Source organism: Chryseobacterium subflavum (genome assembly GCF_055762745.1).
The window spans coordinates 735,530-756,550 of sequence record NZ_JBVTMR010000001.1 but is presented as its reverse complement, the minus strand read 5'-3'; the positions used below and the strand labels follow the sequence as shown (position 1 = coordinate 756,550).

Genomic DNA, 21,021 nt, shown 5'->3' with positions numbered 1-21,021 from the left:
CACCTTTATCTCCGTGATTTGGTTACACATTGTTTTTAAAACTCCATTTCACCCAGGGTGCAAGTGAATAAAGCTTCCCCTTAAAATCCTACCGGACGGGGAAATCCGGTATTTCCATTTTTTGACTGAAAGTTCACTGATGTGCGCATCAACAGATCTATCGATTCAGATTTCAGGCTATGGGAACCTGTGACATGGCTTATAAGATCTCATATATACTTTTGTTAAAAGTTCTTTTATATTTAAAAACTATAACTTACTGATAAACCGAACTGTCTACCATTGTAAGCCCGGAATAATATTTTATCAATTCCTTTATCATATTTATCCGTTGCTCCCGGTAAAAGTCCTAAAGATTCTCTCTGGGTATCAAAAGAACTTCCGTTTCCTTTGGATACTGAGTAAGAATTGAAATTATTATAATACTCCCTTACTCTGTTGAACAGGTTTCTGACATTTAATTTGATTTCCAGGTTCTTATCTTTCAATAGCTTATAGGAAATCTGTGCATCCGCTACGGCATAAGGACGCTGGATCTCTTCTCCAATGTAAGCATAGCCCACTGTAACGTACTGATCTCCTTTAGCATTGTACAGGAAACTAAGTCCTAAACGATCTCCATTGTACAGCAGCCCCAGATTATAGGCATACGGTGTCTGCCCGTAAAGGGGACGATCTACTTCATAAGTGTCATCGGTATCCTGAGTTTTATACCGGTCTTTAAAAGCTATAACCTTAGTATCGTTATACGTGAAATTTCCGCTGATAAAAAGATCTTTCAGGAAGCTTTCGGGTCTGATAAAGCCAAGGCTCTTTCTTACCTCTACTTCAAATCCTTTCAGCTTTGCATTTTTAGAGTTTCCGTTATAAAGGAAGAGGTTCCCCTCACTGGAAATATAACCTTCACGCTCTATCGGTCTGTCGATATTTTTATAATATAAACCTGCAGAAATAATTTCTCCAAGACCCGGAAACCATTCAAACTTAAAATCGTAATTATTAATGACTGCTGATGTCATTTCCGTATTGTAAATAAGTCCGTTCGCCACAGGATCAAAATAAGGCAACCCTGTTCTTTCATTAAACTGAGGACGAATGACAGACCTGTTATAAGCCAGCCTTACATTGATACTGTTGGAAGGACTGTACGTAAAATTGGCTGATGGCATCCACTGCCATGGCTTTTCTTCAATCGGTTCTTTGGTAACGCTTTTAGGATCATTCGGATCCTGTTGCTGAGAAATAAGATCATACTTAAAATATTCTGCCCGTACTCCCCATACCAGCCTCAACTTATTTTTCCAACGGTTATCAAACATGATGAAAGGTGCGTGCTGGGAAACTTTCCCTTCATATTTATCATTTTTATACAATGCTTTGGTTTGCCACCCGATTCCTCCGGGTACATAATGAGATCCGTCAAACCATCCTGAAAGTGCTCCATACATGATCAGCATATTCTTTTCACTATTCGGAACATCGCGGTTTTCATCTACCCTCAGGAAAAACTTCTGTTGCTGGTTGGTATTGCTTTTTGAGGCCCCTGCATACCCCACCTTAATATCATTTTTAAAATTTCCGGCATCCATACTCCATTTAAAGGCAGCTCCATAATTATAATCCGTTTCTTTATTTGCAATATATCCCCTGGCGAAATTATTCCCGGAATTATAGATCTGGTTATAACTCAAAATTTCGTTGCCGATAAAATTATAATTGGTCTGATACTGTGTATAATCTTTTGTATCGGAAGTGACACCAGTTCTTGCTGCAAACCAGCTGATTTCTTTATTTCCTATTTTATGGTTCCCCTCCAGCTTGTTCTGTAATAAAGTCTGATAAACCGGATAATCCGTAGTTTCTGTTATAGGCTTATCTAAAAATTTAAGGTCTGTGTTGGGAGGAACGATCTCATGGTAAAAATAGTTATAAGCATCCGAGGCATCCCCGTTTCCGCCTGTATATTCATTCCATCCCGTAATCCTTGTCAGAGTCTGATCATAAATATGAGTATAGGAGTTGCGGAATGAAATCCTGTTTTTCCCAAGCTGTAATCCCAGATTCAACATGGCACCGATAGTGGAGTTATAGCTGTACGAGGCTCCTTGATTCCTGAAATTAAAGGTATTGACCGGTGCTATTCCCAATTGTTCCCAGTTGTTATTCACTCCACCTACATTATCCAGCCAGCCTCCTCTGGCTGTATTTTCAATATCCAGTTTATTCTGTTCATTTCTCGTGGTAATGGCAGCAGCAAATCCCCATTTATTATTATTTTTCAGTCTGTAATTTCTTCCCAAAGCAATCTGCATATTGGAATTCAGATCTGCTTTGGTAGCATAATTGGTAAAATTATCATTGGTAAACCTTTTGGATTGTTCAAAAAACAAGGGATTATTCCAATCCATGGCTTCCAAACCTTTAGGGAAATCCCTGGTTCCATCATCATATCCCCAATAATCATATTTTCCTCTTTTCTTTGATAAAAACTCTTTGAACGTAGAGACGTCATTATATGAAGTTCCCAGATTTACCGTGGTAAAATTTTCGTTCGGAATATCTTTCGTTCTCACCTCCACATATCCTCCGGCAAAACTTGCATTCATATCCGGAGTGGCCGTCTTGCTGATCACCACGCTTTCCACCATGGACGTGGGGATGATATCAAATGAAAAATTCTGGTTATAAGCTTCTGTACTAGGCAAATTGATTCCATCCATGGCAGCGGTATTCCAACGCTCCCCCATGGAGCGGACCACTACATATTTATTATCTATCGTGGTTACCCCGGTTACTCTTTTTAATGTTCCTCCTACATCATTGTCCGGTGTTTTTGAAATCTGTTCAGCAGAAATCCCGTCACTCATCTGTGCGGCTTTCTTTTGCTGAGCCAGAAGTCCTGCCTGGGTATCCGCTTTGCGTGTTCCTGTAAGCACCACTTCCTTAATATTCATTTCTTTATCGGAAGAAATATGCTTCATGGCAAAAGAAACAGTATTGATATCGTCATTACTGATTTGCAGTTTCTCCACCCTTAATGAGCTGAATCCCGAAGCCTTTACACTTAGGGTATAAACTCCGGCAGGAATGCTGATACTAAAATCCCCGTTGTTATCCGTTACTGCCGTTTTACCTGCTACACTTACTTCTGCTTTTACAATGGGATTTCCTACCTCATCTACAATTTTTCCTGTAAGCCTTCCGTTTCCCCGGGCAGAGGATATGGAAGTATTCAGGCCCTGATATTTTACTGAGATCAGTTCTCCCCTCTGGCGTACTGCTACAGGTAGATTGTCTGTAATATTTTTCAGGCAATCGTTCACAGGAAGGTTATCACATTTTACCTCTCTCACTTTAAGATCATTTATATCAGCTTTTGAATAGACCAGACGCATTCTTGTTTTATCTGCAAATTCTTCCAATGTATTGATCAAAGGCTTTCCGGCCGGGGCAGAAAAGGACACTTTCATCGTTAACTCCTGCGCGTCTACTGTCGTGGCAAAAAAGATCACCGCTACCGTAAGACTGCATTTCAAATTTCTCATGTTTTTAACACCACTTTTCATTATTGACTGACTCATAATTCTTCGTAAACTCTATCTAAATTAATCCGGTTGCTATTTTTTTAATATGTAAGTGGTATTGTTTTCTTTTTGTACCTCAAGCCCTGTGATAAATGCCAATGCTTCTACATTTTCATCCCAGTTGCTGCCGGTAAGGTCAGCAGTAATTTTTTTTTCTGCTATTTCTTCCGGATATCTGATACTTATTCCATAATTTTTATATAGTATTTCCATGATGCTCCTAAACGAAACATCATTGAAAGTCAGCGTCATTAGTACTGAAGTCTTTTTTCCCGATTGCTTATTTATTTTTTCATTTATTAAAGCAGCAGTATGGGCCATTCCAAAATTTGTCCACCTTTGGTTTGGAGTCAGGTAAGAAACTGCAGTTCCGGGTGAAGAAACAGCCACTTTACCTTCATAAAGTTCCACGGTCTTGCGTTCTCCCCGCTGCATTACCTTAAATACCGTTCCCATTACCCTTGTGCTGAAGCCATCCGCACGAACTATGAATGGATGTTTTTTAGATTTAGCTACTTTAAATACAGCATCACCCTGCAAATCCACCACTCTGGTATCAGCGGGAAAAGATTTTTCGACAGTAAGCTTTGCACCCGGTAAAAGCATTACTAAAGATCCGTCCTCAAGTTTTATCGTTTGATTGTCATTGATCGCAACATATACATCCGGTTTTATAAAAAACATATACCCCAGGAAACCTGTAAGACTAAACAGCAGAAGCAATACAGCGGCAGCCCTGTACATATTTTTCTTAAGAGAAAATATATTCGCCTTATGAGATTGTTTAAAGTAAGACTCAAGACCGGCCAATACTTTTAGCTTAGACTCCTGAATATGTTTTTTATCCAAATCTTTAATAGCTTCATTTTTCCATAGTTCAAGGATCACCGATTCTTTCTCTGAGATCTCATCACCAGACACCTCCCTGCTCCATAACTTAAAAACAAATGTCTGTGCCTTGCTGTATTTCAATTTCTTCACTGTATAATGTTGTTGTATTAGTTTTATATTTTTGTATTAATTCTAATAAATACCCTCACTTATAATACTGGGCAAAAAGACAAACTTCCCAAACCCCATTTAACATTTCCTTAATATCACATTTGTTTTTTCAACAAAAACACTTGGTTTATGAACAATTCGATACATTATAAGTGGAAAAATGAAAATATTTTCAGAAATATTTAATCTTATAGGTTATATAATTCACAAAACATTAATATTAGTTTAGGTAAATTTGTAACAGACATTATGAAACCTACAGACTATACTTTATTAAAAAAAATAAAATCGGGCGACCGGCCTGCTTTTGCGATATTGTATGAAAGATATTGGGATAGTTTCTATACAATGATCTTCACACGGACAAAGGACAGGGATGCTACTGAAGAGCTGTTGCAGAACCTCTGGATCAGGATTCTGGAAAATCCGGAGTTTGTACAGACAGATGAGGAGGAAAGTGCCAAAGGTTATTTATTTCGTTTCATCCATTACCGTATTTTGGACTATTATGCAAGCATCAGAAAGATCCAGGAAGTATATGTAGATGAAAGCGAAGATTTCTTAGCCGAAATAACGGATGCAGAATATGCGGAAATACTGGAGGAAAATGATATTACGGAACTGTTTGCTATGATCGATGAAGTGATTTCCCAACTTACTCCCACTGAACAAAAAGTATATGACCTTAGAATCCGCAAGAACATGTCTGTGGTAGAAACTGCTGAAGCCCTTAATTTAAGCAATAAAACGGTGAGTAATAATTTAAGTAAAACCCTGAATGAAATCAGAGAAAAGCTTAATCCCAATTATGAATCTTCCAAAAAACTTGTTTCCCTTCTGATTCTTATGGAAATGATGCCCAATCTGTATTCTTAAAATCATTTAAATCTGATATAAAAATCCGGCCCTGTTTCACAGGGGCCGGATTTTGTTATACTTACTTGTTATTTCCTGTTGAAAAAAATCCAAGATCAATACCTGAAATCATTTTTTCATTTTACAATTCTCATTATTTAACCGATGAATTTGTGGACCCATTTGCTGTAAGGATCTCATTGAGGACTTTTTTTCCATATTCATTATCAGGATTCAGGTCTATTGATTTTCGGTACATTATGGCAGCCTGACTTTTATTTCCTAACTTTAATAATGCTTCTCCGTAACTATCGTACGCATTCCAGCTATTGGGAAACAAATAAACATTCAGTTTAAAAATTTCGGAAGCATTTTTAATATCATTTTCAGACATCATCCGGTACCCCCAATTATTAAGTTCAGCTTCCTGAGGCTTGAAATCCGGATTCTTTTTCTTTTCCGAATTAACCAGTTCTATTGCCTTATCAAAACCAATCTTTTTTAGATGAAGTCTAAGATAAGTAACCGGATCGGATTTAATAATTTCCGGATAATATACTCCGGCAAGCTCTTCCAGAAATTCTTCAGGATAACTTCCTGCTAAATTTGTAAGCACAATAATGGCAAGATGATCATCCGGATATACCAAAAATGCAGATCTTCCTCCTCCTGACATTCCGATAGCCTTGTGTTTTGTCCTGAATTTCGTCAATCCCCAACCGGGAGACCACATAGTCTGACTTCCATTGTTCATTTTTATAGGTTTCCACATTCTCTGCAGAGATTCTTCTGTCTTCAAAAGCTTTCCACTCTGCAGCGCAATGATCCACATGGCCAGATCCTCAGCCGTACTGTTCAGCCCAGCTCCGGTTCTGCTATAAGGAGGAAATATAAAATAGTCGTTGACTAGCTTTTGCCGATTCCCATTTTCTCCTTCGGTCATATTCCTGTAACGGTAAGTGGGTGCAAAGTGAGGAATGACATCCTTGGAATCTCCAAATAATGTATGCGGCATTCCGACTTTTTGAAGCTGTTCCTCTTTAAAAAACTGATCAAAAGACTTCCTACTCAGTTTGTTTATAATCTTTCCCAGTAGATAATAGTTGGTTTGATTGTAGCTAAACTGCTCACCTGTCTTGAATTCCATAGGCAATCCCTTAAGTTCGTCCCAGATTTCTTTTTCAGTTTTCGATGTATCACCGGTAGCCGGATCAAATAACTTGAGTATCTCAGGAAAACCTGAAATATGAGTCATCATTTGTTCTATGGTCACTTTCTGCCATTGTTCCGGAAGATCATCCAGATACCGGGACACGGGTGCAGACAAATCAACTTTGCCTTGCTCAGCCAGCTGCATAATAGCTGTAGCGGTAAATACTTTCGTACAGGAGTTAATAGCAAAAACAGTCGTATCTGTAACCGGAACCTGATCCTGTACATTGGCAACTCCGAAAGATCTTTTCACTATCACCTTACCCTCCTTAACTACAGCGATTTGTAGGCCGGGAATTTTGCGTTCTGCCATTTCTCTTTTAATAATGGCTTCAATGGCTGAAGCTGTTTCCTGGCCATATCCATAAGAAGAAAATATACAAAGAATGAGTAAAAAGAAACTTTTCATGTCGAGGCATTTGTGATAAGACAATATAAACCTGCAATATATTACAAAAAAAGGCACCGAAATATGATTTTATAAAAGTCAAATCATAACCGGTGCCTTTAATTACAAAAAATAGTAGAAAGAATTACTGCTTATTCTTTAATAATTTTTTTAGAGATCGTTTCTTTATCTGTTTTTACCTCAATAATGTAAATACCATTGGCATTCGAAGACAAATCTACACTCGCTTCGTTGGTGTTTATCGTTCCGCTTTGTATCTTTTTACCTGAAAGATCATACACATTGAAGGTTGAGTTTTTAGGTGCATTCAGTACTTTAACCACATCTTTGGTAATGGTAGGAGCAATGATTAAACTTTCGGTTTTTGCAATTCCTCTCTCACTTGTTGCGAGAACTTGTTCACTGTAGCCTGTAACAATAATCGAATAATCCTGAGGGGCCCCTGCTCCGGCACTGTTCACCAGATTCCCTTTATTTGTGATTTCTATCCTGTAATTTCTACCTGCAACCGGAGCATCAATGACTACCTGTTCCACGTTATCCACCGTGTTATCTCCTTTGGTTGCCGGGGTCATAGGACTAGCAGCATCAAGTTTCCATGGAGTATAAACCGTATTATTCGTCGTATCAATGATTCTCAGATCCAGATCATTCACCAATCTCGAGCTTCTGTTGTTATAAACTTGTCCCCAGGTTAGGTTCGCAGGAACATTGTAAGCAGGATCAATCCAGGATATGGTTACTTTTAGAGGTTCAGTTCCTGATGCTTTTATCACTTTTGTGTTGGCAACACCGTTATTGAGAGTTTCATTATTGAAAACTACAGTATTGTTTGCTTTTCCAACCAATAGCTCAGCGCCTTTTTTTGCATTGATATATCCCCAGCCAAACCATGGATCAGGACCTACATTACCTGCTTCAGAAGCAGAATGAACCATTAAAGTTTTAGCACTGGCAGCATTAAGAAGCTGATCAGAAAATAGATCTTTGTAAATCTGGGACCATAAACCGATTACTCCGGTTACCACCGGGGCGGAATAAGATGTTCCACTTCCATAATCATATTTCACACTTCCCGTAGTATCTTCTGCTGTAGAAGCTGAAAACACATTTGTACCCGTGGTTGTGATATCCGGTTTTATTCCACCGTCATCTCTTGGTCCTGCACTGCTGTAATCAGAATGCACCACATCCGAAGGAACAGAATATTTAAAGTTATTCGTAGAGATCACATCTGTAGCGCCTACCACAATAATATTTTTGGCTAATGAGCCTTGACCTATACAGTCATAGCCTTGTGCACAATTATTTGCAGGTAAAGTATCTGTAGAAGCAAACTGAACCAGATTACCATTGCTGTCTCTGTAATACTTTGGAAATGTTGTGGTTCCTGGCATTGTAGGGCCATATCCGAAAGAATTCCCTGCTGATTTTACTATAATATAAGAAGGATTACTGTATACGATCTGATCATAATTCTGATCATTGGATAAATAAGATCCCTGAGTATCAAAAGAGGTATCAGGACTATCATAAGCACCATTCCATAGCCAGACATTGCTTCCGTTAGCATCTTTTACTACATCCCAACCTGGATTAACCCCGTAAGAATGATTGGATATTTTAGGCTGTGCAATTAATATTTTTTGAAATACATTACTTGCCGCTGTATTTCCCGGTAGTACTGTTTGAGCAAATCTATATGAATCTATGGTTGAATTTACCGCAACTCCCTGGATATTTCCAGTAACTGCCGCACCATTTAAAGTTCCTGAAATGGTTAATGCCCTGCTTCCTATAAATCCGGCAACTCCTGTTGAATGTGCACTGTAGATCTGAGTTGAAGCTTCTCTATTGGTAATTCTACCAACTGCATTGTCAAATGCGGGATGAGCAGCATAAACCCTTCCTCCGTCAAAGACCGTAAATTTAATATTCTCTCCTTTGTATGCATTGGTAAGTCCCGCTACACTACCCGCTGTGTTCAGAGCGTCAGCATTGGCATTCTGAACTTGTCTTATATCCTGCTGTTTGTAGAAGTAAGGCTTTCCATCAGGTAGAAATCCTGCCAGATTGCTTCTTTGCTCTTCAATTTCCTTTTGATTGGCTGCTCCTTTAGCGGAACCATATTGTTTGGCTACATATGAATCAAACCTGTCGTTGTTTTCTCTGTTTTGCTTTTCGAATTCTTTTTGTAAGATATCATTGGATTGAGCACTCGCAAGACTAACCATCAGGGTGCTGATTACAAGTAATTGTTTTTTCATTAGTGGTAAATTTAAATATGTTTTTTAAGTTAAAAATCAATCCAAAAAGAGCATCTTTTACAGCTCAGAAAAGCACTTCACCAAAATCCATCCTGCATTTAATTATTATCCTTTATTTTCTAATAATCCATGAATTATTTATTTTTTTTGAAAGGATCACGTTTTATTAATGCAATTTAATTGCAATAATAATAAAAAATTTTTAAAAAGCAACAAAGTTGCAATTAATATTCAATAAAAAATTTCCCTTCTTCCGGCTTATAAATGATTTATACATTACATAAGAATAAGTTGAATAAATTAAACACATAACATCAATTTTGTAAATTTATTATCTGAATATGCCTGCAAATATAAAATATACTTTCAATTAGTCTACTAAAATAGTAGACTTTTTTATTATGTTAAGTACTTCCCTGTTTTTGATCAGCCTAAAAAGATCATAAAAACAGTAAATTCAGATTTTCATATATTCACAAAATGTTTGGACCTATAAAGACATCTTTTAAGTTTAAACTGACAGAAATAAAATTAATACGATGGAGATAAGATCAGCACAGTCATTTATTGATTATTACGAAAAAGTACGGTCCCGAACCCTTCGGCTGCTGGAAGTTATCCAGCCGGAACACCTTGATTTTTCATATAAACCGGGAAAGTTTACCGTAGGCGACCAGATCAGGCATATTGCAGCCATTGAACGTTATATGTACGGAGAAACCATTGCAGGAAGAAGGAGTGCTTATCAGGGCTGCGGAAAAGAGCTGGCAGATGGTTATGACAACATACTGAAATATTTTAACGAAATGCACCGGCAGACTATCGATATTATAAGCCGGCTATCGGATGAAGACCTGTATAAGAAGTGTCTTACTCCCGCGAATCAGGAAATTACAATATGGAAATGGCTGCGGGCAATGCTGGAACATGAAATCCACCACAGAGGCGAACTTTATATTTACCTGAACCTGTTGGATGTAAAAACACCTCAGATTTATGGCTTTTCGGCAGAAGAAGTACAGGAAATGAGTGTGAAAATAGAATAAAGATATTTTTCTTAATTGCATATTGCCCTTATCCTCTCCTCCGATCAGGCTATTATACACTGATCTTATACACACATCTCTGAGCTCCGGACAGGATATGCTTTACCCTTTCTACTTTATAGTCCAAACCTATCAGGTTCTGAAAATTGGATAATTCTGCCCGGCAAAACCCCTGGCATTCACTTGCAGCTGCACAGATCGGACAATGGTTTTCTATTAAAAAATAATCAGCTCCTTCCTTTGTCCATTCTGCCATATACCCTTCGTCATTCCTTATTTTTGATAGAATTTCCAGTCGGTCTTCCAACGATTTTGCTTTGGTAAGCGCTTTCTCGTACCTCTGATACGTCGTTTTTTCCCTGTCATTGATCAATAAATCCAGTGCATTATCTCCCAATAGGTCTTTTACAGACTTCAGAAGCTGTACGGTAACGTCAGCGTGGGTATCCGGGAATTGTGAAAGCCCCCTTCGGGTAAGGATATAATAAGTGGAAGGACGCCCCACTCCTTCACTCCTGATAACAGACTCAATAAGTCCTTCTTTAACAAGATTTAGCAAGTGCTTTCTCGCCCCTTCCTTTGTTATGGAGAGTTCTTCAGAGATCAAAAGCGAAGTAGCTTCCCCTCTCATCTTTAAAAACATCAGAATACGATCTGCTGCCGGTTTTTTCATTTGGCAATATATAGGTTGTTTTATTTCTTACAACAAAGATAGTCATTTTCTATTATATCGGCTTTATAACGACAAATCAGTCATTTATAATATATGGGAGGACTCAATAGGACCACCAATTAAACAACCCAAAAGTTGTTTAATTGAAATAAATGTTTACCTTTGAAACACATTAATAAAAAATCAAAGTAATGAACGCATTTACCCTACCCCAGCTGCCGTATGCTTACGATGCATTAGAGCCTTTTATTGATAAAGCAACAATGACTATTCATCACCAAAAACATCATCAGGCATACGTTGATAATCTAAATGCTGCCTTAGAACAGGCCGAAGAAAAAGAGACTGATCTGGATTCTCTTCTACAGAGGATCAGTGAGTACAGCCCTGCTGTAAGAAATAACGGCGGTGGACATTTTAACCACTCTTTATTTTGGGAAATCCTCTCTCCTGCACCTAAACTTCTTCCTGAGGGAAAACTTGCAGAGGTAATCGACTCCACTTTTGGAAACCTTGATACCCTTAAAACTGAGATAAAAAAAGCAGGTCTGGGACAATTTGGGTCGGGATGGGTTTGGCTCTATGTAAAATTCAATGGTTCTATTGCCTTAAGCTCAACCCCTAATCAGGACAATCCTATGATGGATATTCAATCTGCCAACAGAGGGTTTCCAATATTGGGAATAGATGTTTGGGAGCATGCTTATTATTTAGCCTACCAAAATAAAAGAGCAGATTATCTGGATGCATTCTGGGCAGTTCTTGACTGGGCATCAGTAGAGAAAAAATATGAAGAAGCTCTCTCAAAAATCAAATAACATTCCTAGAACAAAACAGGTTGCCTACTTATGAACCAGAATATTTTTATTAATAAAGCTGAGGCTTCGGGAATCATTCCATTTGATCTTTGGGATTATAAACCCACTATAGAGATTGTTGAGTTTGATCTTAAGGATCATCTCTTCATGGGAATGATTCTCAAAGAAAAAGAATTTAAAGAGTCCCTGTCATCTATTGATTTCTCGGTGTACACTGGAAAAGCCGTCGCTGTTATCTGCTCTACAGAGGCCATCATTCCACCGTGGGCATATATGTTACTGATGGATAAATTATCCGGGTATTCTGTTTATACAGATATACGCAGTTCAGAAGAGATCCTTCTGGATCTTTGGAAAAAAGAACTTCAAAATGTAGAACCGGAGCAGTATAAGGATCTTAAAATTGTTGTTAAAGCAAGATCCGAAACTTCTCCTGCTCTTTATCTTTTAATCACCCAGCTTATGAAACCATTTGTCAAAAGTCTGATGTATGGTGAAGTAGGCCTTCCTAAAGTCATATTAAAAAATTAAATAAAATGAAAGCAATTATCTTCAACGGCGCTTTGGAGAGAAGACCAAAATCCACTTCAGGGATCCTTTCCAAATATTTTACGGACAAACTTGAAGAGCTGGGCATCATTCATGAAACATTTGCCCTCGCTGATTCCGGTATTCCACTTTATGATATTACCCTTACCAAAACACCATTGGCTGTAGAGCGTATGACCCAATTATTCCTGGGAGCAGATATTCACTTCTGGCTGGCTCCTCTCTATCATGGAAGTATTCCGGGTGTAATGAAAAACTGCCTGGACTGGCTTGAGGTAACCGCTGACAATGAACAGCCCTACCTTACAGATAAGACAGTAGGCCTTGTATGCTGGGCAGATGGTTTACAGGCCATGCAGGGGATCAGCGCAATGGATTCTATTGCCAAATCGTTACGGGCATGGCCGCTGCCTTACAGTGTTCCTATGATCAGAACGTCCCTGTTTGATGCTGAAAATAAAATCTCTCCTCTTTATTCCGATAAGCTGGACAGATTGATCAGCATCGCAACCACAAACAGGATAGAAAAAATAATTTATTCCAAAGTATAAAGAAAACATCGGGATTGATAATATAAAATCCCGTACCTTTATTAAAGAATCTAAACGATTGATATCATGGCTATAACAATAACGGATGCGTGCATTAACTGTGGAGCCTGTGAGCCGGAATGCCCGAACTCTGCAATTTATGAAGGTGCCATCGACTGGCGTTGGCAGGATAAAACAAAGCTTTCCGGGAAAACTATTTTTCCTGACGGTACGGAAGTAGATGCCAATGCCTATAACCAGGCTATTTCTGATGATGTTTATTATATTGTCCCGGGAAAATGTACAGAATGTAAGGGTTTCCATGAAGAGCCTCAATGCAAAGCGGTTTGTCCGGTAGACTGTTGTGTTGATGATCCTGAACATCGGGAAAGCGAAGAAGTTTTATTTAGCCGTCAGCGGTTTTTGCATACCTGAGATTAACAAAACCATAATCTTTAACAGCTATTTCCTACATAAAGATTTGAATGTAAATAAAAAGCCAACTCTACAGAGTTGGCTTTTAGTATAATGAGCATCTTAATGCATCTTTATTTTATTCCTTAATGATCTGGCTTACCTCATCAAATTCACGTTCAATAACCGGATCAGGTTTATAGGTAGCCAATGAAACAATAACATTGGTGATGAATGAAAGTGTAAATCCGGGAATCATTTCATACCAGTCTTTCAGTGGATGCTGAATATACACCCAGCATAGGATGGTTATACCTCCGGCCAGCATTCCTGCCAAACCACCCTGCCACGTTGTCTTTTTCCATAAAAGAGATAGTAAAATCAAAGGACCGAATGCAGACCCGAAACCTGCCCATGCATTTCCCACAAGATTAAGAATACTATCCTTTGGATTCAATGATAATAACATAGCAACAACAGCAACTAACAGAACGGAAAGCCTGCTGGCGATCAGTAATTGTTTTGAGGTTGCCTTTTTATTCAGAAAAGCTTTGTAAATGTCTTCTGTTAATGAGCTCGAAGTAACCAGCAACTGAGATGAAATGGTACTCATTACTGCTGCGAGAATCGCTGTAAGCAAAAATCCTGCAATAAACGGATGGAATAGTATCCTTGAGAAATAAATAAAAATAGTCTCTGCCTCGGTTTTTGAAGCATCAAATTTCATCATGGTATTTACATCAAACTTTTGCAGATAAGCAATTCCTACCAACCCTATTGCTAAAGCGCCAGCAACAGTAAAGATCATCCATGTGATTCCGATCCGTCTTGCTTTGATCAGATCTTTCGGCTTATCAATTGCCATAAAACGAACCAGGATATGTGGCTGCCCACAGTATCCTAATCCCCACGCAAGAAGGGAAACAATACTCACCGTGGTCGTTCCCTTAAACAGGTCCAGGTACTTTGGGTCTTTTGCTTCGATCAATGAAAAAGTTTCCTGAACACTTCCTATCTCAGAAATAGCGACAATCGGTACAATGACAAGCGCCAGTACCATAATTGTTCCCTGCACAAAGTCCGTTAAACTCACCGCAAGAAATCCTCCTAAAAATGTATATAATACCACAACCAAGCTCGTTAATAATAAACCGGCAGTATAGTCCATCCTGAATGCGGACTCGAATAATTTCCCCCCTGAAACCATTCCTGCAGAAGTATAGAGGGTAAAAAACACAAGAATAAAAATAGACGAAGTTATTTTGAGAAGGTGATTTTTGTTTTTAAATCTGTTTTCAAAAAATACCGGAAGTGTAATGGAATTCTGGGCAACCTCTGTATATACCCGGAGTCTGGGTGCGACAATAATATAATTGAGATAAGCTCCTATCGTGAGCCCTATCGCGATCCATGCACTGGAGATCCCGGTAAAATACATGGCCCCGGGAACTCCCATCAGCAACCAGCCACTCATATCGGCAGCCCCGGCGGATAGCGCGGTAACAGCTGCTCCCATTTTTCTTCCTCCTATTAAAAATTCCTCTGAATTACTGGTTGATTTCCTGTAAGAATAAATACCTATGCCAATCATCAGCAACAGGTATAATCCGACAGAAATTGCTTCATATACTTGCATATCATTTTTTTTGCGACACCGAATATAACCATTTTCTGAAAAACAGATGTATACCTGTTCATACAAATCCTCCTGAACAAGCAGGAAAAGTGTTTATTTTACAAGTTTTTGGGCCCTTCTCAGATTATCAGAGGCCTGCAAAATCTTATTCTTCAGGATTTTATTATAATCCGGATTGTTCAAAAGGAACTGATTGACAATTTCAAGTGCCTTTGGATCCTGATAATTTCCGAATGCAGAACGAAGCCAGTTATCAGGAAAAAATATGTCTCCGGTTTTTTGTATTTCCTGTAACAATTCTAAAGTTTTTGGAAGATAGCTGATAGAAGTCTGCTGTCTCAATGGGTGATGTAAATATCCTACGGCAGCCACCACGGCAGATTCATTGGTTCTGTTTTGTTTTTCGGATAAGCTTTTGAAAAAATCATCACGGATTTTCTGATCTGAAGATGCCGCTTTCATAATGATCTTAAAACGGTTGATCCGGTCCGGGTTTTTAATACGAGCTAACTGTTCCTGCAGGAGATCATTATTGTTGTTATTCCTTAATGATAAGGAAAGCGCAAGTCCTGTATAATCCTCATCATTCAAAGACACACCTTCGGGTGGAGTTTGTGATTTCCAGATGGCATACAAATTATCATACGCTTTTTTAGATTGAAAGATTCCCTGGTATCCGTCAAAAAGAATTTTTTTATTATTTTTTGTGGTTTGCACCTGTAACGCTTTCCATAAGGTATTTTCTAAATTTTCCGATTCTTTTATCCGCTGAGATTCCGGTAAAAATTCCCAGTAAATACCCGAAATATATCCCATGATAAGACGTAGATTCAGCTCTGAACTTTCATTTTGAAGTTGTGCTGTAAAAAAATACAACAAATCCTGTGGACTAATGCCCGTTCCTCCCAGCATATTTTCATATAATGAAATATAGGCGCTCGCTCTGTTGACAGGATCTTTAACCAGAGAAAAGTTGGACAGCATCCCTTTGTCTATACCGAATATGCCGTATCCAATACCGGAAGAGTTCTGAAGAATGAAAAGAGGTTTCATTTTTCCTTTTAATGCTGTAATTTCCTGCTGTCTTCCTGAAATTTTAACTTCTGTTTTTTCAACCCTGTCCGGATAAAATAAAGCAATCTGGAACTCCTGTGGCCAGGATTTATGCTCTTTTCCATGCTCGGGATGTTGTAAGATCGTAAATTGATCAATCGTATTCCCTTTATATTGTACTTCATTATCAAAAACCGGTCTTCCGGGATCATTCACCCAAACTTTATTCCAGCTTTGTAAATCCTCATCTGTATATTGGTCCAGAATCCTGATAAGATCCGGCCAGGTTGCATTGCTGTATGCATATTTCTTAAGGTATTCATCAATTCCTTTCCTGAAATTCTCCTCTCCTGTTAACAGCTCCAGCTGTCTCATCATAATGGGGGCTTTGTTATAAATAATAGGACCGTACATCAATCCTGCATTTTTCAGATTATCCAGAGTCTGACGTATCGGATTCGCTCCCAGAGTCCTGTCTACTGAATAAGCAGCCGGAAAGTGTGTCGTTAAAAACTTGAGATCATACACACTTTTATCTGATGCAGCTCCGGTACTTTTGTCTGCCATAAAATTGGCAAATACCTCTTTCATCCAGACATCGTTGAACCAATCCATTGTCACCATATCTCCGAACCACAAATGGGCTACTTCATGGGCAATAAGATTGGAACGACTGTTTAACTGATTTTGGGTGGCATTTTTATCTAAAAACAAGGTTGAGTTTTGAAATAGTATAGCCCCGGGATGCTCCATACCTCCAAACTGAAAATCGGGAACCGCAACCATTCCATGCTTTTGGAATGGATGTGGAATGTCAGTCCATTTCTCATAGTAAGCTAGAGAATTTCGATAGAGTGTGAATACAGAGTCCATACTGTTCTTAATTTTCACAGAATCCGTTTCACGGTATAGGATTTTAGAATCTTCTTTTCCGATTTTTGCTGTAAAATCTTTAAAATCTCCGGCAGCAAAAGAAAATAAATAGGTTGGAAGCAGGTCTGAAGCTGCAAAATTCAATGTTTTTGTTCCTTTCCGGATACTTGTTTCTTTCAGTTTTCCATTGGCTAAAGCATTCCATTTTTCAGGAATCGTAAGGGATAAGGTGTAACTGGCTTTCAGATTGGGCTGATCAAAACAGGGAAACATAGTCCTGGCCCGGTCTGGAACAAAAAGAGTATACAGATAACCATCACGTCTGTTCAATGCTGCATTACCTGCGAGAAACGTAAAATGAATCTCGTTCGCTCCTGATTGAAGAAATCTGGATTCAATTATTATATGTTCATTTTCCAGAACCGGTTTTACGGCCTTACCGTTTACAGATACAGAAATTAAATATGCGGCTTCTTCCTTAAAGTCTATTTGTAACGGAGCTTCATCCTGTTTTTTATAGGTAAAATGCAGAATTTCATTTGCCTTTATCCTTTCGGATTTGCTTTCCGGAATGTTTAAACTAAGCTCATATCTGATGCCGCTTAATGTATTTTTTCTGAACTGTGCCAATTCGTAAGAAACTCCTTGTTCTACCCTTGGCGGGGATTTCATTTGTGCCTGAGAATAACTAGCAAATGCAACAATAAATAACGTCAATAATCCTTTTTTCATAGATCAAATATAAGAATTGATCGGAAATTAAATGCAGCTAAAAGATAAATGCAGAAATAACAAGGGTGGATGGCAAAGCCAAAGATAGTATATAGATTATTGTTCATTTCATCAAAGGCTTTTTAATCCTGATTTTGCAGTTCCCTTATTTCAGCATAGCCATCAAATTCATAAATTGGGCAGGTTTTCATTATTTCTACCGCTTCGTCAAAATCAGTACACTTCAACAACAAATACCCTCCAACGATTTCATGATGATTCTTATAGATTTCATTGGTGACTGTATTTCCATTATCTTTTATCATTCTTCCTTCTAATGTTAAGCCGCTCCCACCTTCCAGCTTTCCCTTTTGTCCCCAAGTCGAAAACCAATTCTTCCAATTTTCCTGATGAGCTTTAATATCATCATCAGAATGTTGTATGGTCCTTCCATCAGGTTCTCTAAATAATACGATAAATTTTTTCATTGTTTTATATTTAAATGGAATGAGTGAATCATAGCATAACTTTTAAAATTAGCTTTTAATGATTGGTATCAAATACCTATTAAGATCTTTACATTTAAAAAAGATACCTCCGATACCTGTTACTTTTTTCATGTTTATTGTTTTAGTGTTTAATAATTTGAAAAGTTTTTAAAATTATTAATTTTTTTAATCTGCCATCCAATATTTTTATCATTTCTCAGTTATTTTCATGAATAACAAACTATTAATCCTATAACAAGATGAATCAAATCCGGTAACTGGCCGATCCGTAAACCTAAGACCATGATGCAAAACTCACAATTGTTTGAAAATTAACAGTGATAAATGTATTTTACAAATCAAAATACCTATTTTCGCGATGTATATTTTCAAAGGACGTATTTCTAAGTTAAAAATATTCACTAAAAACTATAAAACTGTGACCTACCTATTCCTCAAAAACCTCTTCCTGAGTTAAATTAAACTTCCTTTTCAATCCTTGTAACAATCCACCATTAAACCCTACTACTATATTTAAAAAATCTACTACTTAAATAATAAACTGAATGCAAACATCTTTTTTTAAAATTGCGGCTGCCTCAGCTGCACTCTGTTTCAGTACGGTCGTTTTAGCCCAACAAAAATACACGGTTAGCGGAACGATCAAGGATAAAAAAAACGGAGAATTGTTGATTGGGGTTACCGTAAAAGTAGCTGAAGATCCTTCGATAAATGTGGTTGCCAATGAATATGGCTTCTACTCTTTATCGCTACCGGAAGGAAATTACACCATGATCATTTCATATCCGGGATACAGGGATTTTGAACAGAGCATCACGGTAGATAAGAATATCAAGCTGGACCTTCCGCTGAACCAGGAGGAAGAAGAGAGAACAGCAAAGATTGATGAAGTGATCATCTCCGGAGTAAAAAAAGATAAAAACCTTTCTACTGCCCAAATGGGTACCGAGACTTTAAGTATTAAAAATATTGAGAAGCTTCCGGTTTTATTCGGTGAAAAGGATGTTATGAAAACCATTCAGTTGTTGCCGGGGATCAAAAGTAATGGTGAAGGAAGCAGTGGATTCAGTGTTAGAGGTGGAGCTACTGATCAAAACTTAATTTTACTGGATGAAGCTCCTGTTTATAATGCTTCTCACCTGTTGGGCTTTTTCAGCACATTTAACAGTGATGCCTTAAAGGATGCCAGTATCATCAAAGGAAACAGCCCCGCACAATACGGTGGTCGCCTTTCTTCTGTCATGGACGTGAAAATGAAGGATGGAAATAATAAAGATTATAATATCAATGGAGGAATTGGTTTGATCAGCAGCAGATTAAGTGTGGAAGGTCCTATTCAAAAAGAAAAATCATCGTTTATAGTTTCCGGAAGAAGAACGTATGCGGATTTATTTCTAAAAGGAAGTGAAGATTTTAAGGACAGCAAGCTGTATTTCTATGATCTGAACTTAAAGGCCAATTATCAGATCAATGATAATAACCGACTGTATTTATCCGGATATTTTGGAAGAGACGTTTTGGGAATCGGGAAGACCTTTGCGACAGACTGGGGAAATACAACCGCTACTTTGCGATGGAACAGCATCATCAGCAGTAAATTATTCTCCAACACTTCCCTGATCTACAGCGACTATAATTATAAAGTAAGCCTGGAAAGTAATGATAATAAATTCGGACTGAACTCAGAGATCCAGGACTGGAACCTTAAACAGGATTTCACATGGTTTGCCGGAAATAAGCATTCGGTTCGTTTTGGCCTACAGTCCATTTACCATACCCTGACACCGAGCAGTGCCTCAGGAACAAGTGTCAGCAGCTTTCCAAGAAATCCACGGTATTCGTGGGAAAATGCCATTTATATAAACGATGATTTTAAAGCAACCGAAAAGCTGACCATTAATTATGGTGTGCGGCTCTCTACATTCAGTGTTTTAGGTGGAGATACATTTAATAGTTATGATAACGGTGTTCTTACGGACAGCAGATATCTTGAAAAAGGAAAATTCGGGAAAACGTATGTAAATCCGGAACCGCGTATTACAGCCAATTACAGGATCAATGAAGTGAGCAGTGTAAAAGGAGGATACTCCAGAAACACCCAGAATCTGCATCTTTTGAGCAATAGCAGCAGCGGAAACCCTACAGATCAGTGGATCGGAAGCAGCTATACGGTAAAGCCCGAAATTGCAGATCAGGTAAGCGTAGGCTACAGCAGAAATTTCAATAACAACAATTACGAGATTAATGCTGAGGTGTATTACAAATCAATGAAAAATCAGATCGACTTTAAAAACGGTGCGCAAATTACTTTTGATACTGCAGCAGATGTAGAAAGTGAGTTATTATTCGGAAAAGGAAGGGCTTATGGTCTGGAATTGATTGCAAAAAAGAAAAGCGGGAAATTAACAGGCTGGATCTCATATACATTGTCTAAAACAGAGAGAAAAATCAATGGGATTAATGATAACGAATGGTACAATGCAAGAATGGATAAAACCCACGACTTATCCGTTGTGGCCACCTATCAGCTAAACCCCAAATGGTCCTTTTCCGGATTATTTGTTTACAGCACCGGAAATGCGGTAACTTTTCCTACCGGAAAATATGAGCTGAACGGACAAACCGTTTTCCAGTACAGCAGCAGGAATGCGGATAGAATGCCTGCTTACCACAGGATGGACCTAAGTGCTACTTATGAGCCTAATTCCACTAAACGCTTCCATGGATCTTGGTCATTTGGTATTTATAATATATATGGTCGAGAAAACGCCTATACTATTACTTTTGAAGACAATCCAAATAATCCGGGAACTACGCGTGCTATGCAAACTTCATTATTCCGTTGGGTACCTAATATTACTTACAATTTCAAATTTTAAA

At 38.2% G+C, this 21,021-nt stretch carries 15 protein-coding genes; 7 read left to right on the top strand and 8 right to left on the bottom strand.

What is annotated here, in order from left to right; translation table 11 throughout:
• Positions 1 to 242: 242 nt before the first annotated feature.
• Positions 243 to 3,545 carry a TonB-dependent receptor gene (locus AC0INN_RS03440; protein ID WP_273647662.1) on the bottom strand — a complete coding sequence of 1,101 codons (3,303 nt, stop codon included), beginning with the start codon at positions 3,543 to 3,545 and terminating at the stop codon, positions 243 to 245.
• Positions 3,546 to 3,617: 72 nt separating this feature from the next.
• Positions 3,618 to 4,565, bottom strand: a complete 948-nt coding sequence (locus AC0INN_RS03435; RefSeq protein WP_306611689.1) for a FecR family protein — start codon at positions 4,563 to 4,565, stop codon at positions 3,618 to 3,620.
• Positions 4,566 to 4,835: 270 nt separating this feature from the next.
• Here AC0INN_RS03435 and AC0INN_RS03430 point away from each other — a divergent pair, with 270 nt between their 5' ends.
• Complete coding sequence (locus AC0INN_RS03430; protein WP_273647660.1) at positions 4,836 to 5,462, top strand: RNA polymerase sigma factor; 627 nt, start codon at positions 4,836 to 4,838, stop codon at positions 5,460 to 5,462.
• Between the two features lie 133 nt (positions 5,463 to 5,595).
• On the opposite strand, the gene AC0INN_RS03425 is transcribed toward AC0INN_RS03430, so the two are convergent.
• Positions 5,596 to 7,062: a beta-lactamase family protein gene (locus tag AC0INN_RS03425; protein ID WP_273647659.1), complete on the bottom strand. Its 1,467-nt coding sequence runs from the start codon at positions 7,060 to 7,062 to the stop codon at positions 5,596 to 5,598.
• Between the two features lie 131 nt (positions 7,063 to 7,193).
• A complete protein-coding gene (locus AC0INN_RS03420; protein ID WP_273647658.1) occupies positions 7,194 to 9,329 on the bottom strand; it encodes a S8 family peptidase in 2,136 nt (711 codons plus the stop codon).
• 539 nt (positions 9,330 to 9,868) lie between these two features.
• Here AC0INN_RS03420 and AC0INN_RS03415 point away from each other — a divergent pair.
• Positions 9,869 to 10,375 (top strand): DinB family protein, encoded by a 507-nt coding sequence (locus AC0INN_RS03415; RefSeq protein ID WP_172278060.1) that lies wholly within the window; start codon positions 9,869 to 9,871, stop codon positions 10,373 to 10,375.
• Positions 10,376 to 10,427: 52 nt separating this feature from the next.
• Here the strand turns inward: AC0INN_RS03415 and AC0INN_RS03410 are convergent, their stop codons facing one another.
• Positions 10,428 to 11,048 (bottom strand): helix-turn-helix transcriptional regulator, encoded by a 621-nt coding sequence (locus AC0INN_RS03410; protein ID WP_172278058.1) that lies wholly within the window; start codon positions 11,046 to 11,048, stop codon positions 10,428 to 10,430.
• A 191-nt stretch (positions 11,049 to 11,239) separates the two neighbouring features.
• Between AC0INN_RS03410 and AC0INN_RS03405 the strand changes: the two genes are divergently transcribed.
• The 4 genes from AC0INN_RS03405 (at position 11,240) to AC0INN_RS03390 (ending at position 13,380) form a co-directional block, all read left to right on the top strand.
• Positions 11,240 to 11,866: a superoxide dismutase gene (locus tag AC0INN_RS03405; RefSeq protein WP_273647657.1), complete on the top strand. Its 627-nt coding sequence runs from the start codon at positions 11,240 to 11,242 to the stop codon at positions 11,864 to 11,866.
• Positions 11,867 to 11,896: 30 nt separating this feature from the next.
• On the top strand, positions 11,897 to 12,397 hold the full coding sequence (locus tag AC0INN_RS03400; RefSeq protein ID WP_273647656.1) for a DUF2480 family protein: 501 nt from the start codon (positions 11,897 to 11,899) through the stop codon (positions 12,395 to 12,397).
• Positions 12,398 to 12,402: 5 nt separating this feature from the next.
• The gene (locus tag AC0INN_RS03395; RefSeq protein ID WP_306611684.1) at positions 12,403 to 12,966 is read left to right on the top strand and encodes an NADPH-dependent FMN reductase; all 564 of its coding nucleotides are present in this window, start codon (positions 12,403 to 12,405) and stop codon (positions 12,964 to 12,966) included.
• A gap of 66 nt (positions 12,967 to 13,032) precedes the next feature.
• Positions 13,033 to 13,380: a 4Fe-4S dicluster domain-containing protein gene (locus AC0INN_RS03390; RefSeq protein ID WP_172278050.1), complete on the top strand. Its 348-nt coding sequence runs from the start codon at positions 13,033 to 13,035 to the stop codon at positions 13,378 to 13,380.
• A gap of 118 nt (positions 13,381 to 13,498) precedes the next feature.
• Here AC0INN_RS03390 and putP read toward each other — a convergent pair whose 3' ends face one another.
• From putP to AC0INN_RS03375, 3 genes are all read right to left on the bottom strand, one after another.
• Complete coding sequence (gene putP, locus AC0INN_RS03385) at positions 13,499 to 14,995, bottom strand: sodium/proline symporter PutP (RefSeq protein ID WP_273647654.1); 1,497 nt, start codon at positions 14,993 to 14,995, stop codon at positions 13,499 to 13,501.
• Between the two features lie 93 nt (positions 14,996 to 15,088).
• A complete protein-coding gene (locus AC0INN_RS03380; RefSeq protein ID WP_306611681.1) occupies positions 15,089 to 17,653 on the bottom strand; it encodes a M1 family metallopeptidase in 2,565 nt (854 codons plus the stop codon).
• Positions 17,654 to 17,775: 122 nt separating this feature from the next.
• Positions 17,776 to 18,120, bottom strand: coding sequence for a YciI family protein (locus AC0INN_RS03375; RefSeq protein WP_273647652.1), 345 nt, complete (start codon positions 18,118 to 18,120; stop codon positions 17,776 to 17,778).
• 566 nt (positions 18,121 to 18,686) lie between these two features.
• On the opposite strand from AC0INN_RS03375, the gene AC0INN_RS03370 reads away from it, so the two are divergent.
• Entirely contained in the window at positions 18,687 to 21,020 is a 2,334-nt protein-coding gene (locus tag AC0INN_RS03370) for a TonB-dependent receptor (RefSeq protein ID WP_273647651.1), read from the top strand.
• The last annotated feature ends 1 nt before the right edge of the window (position 21,021 follow it).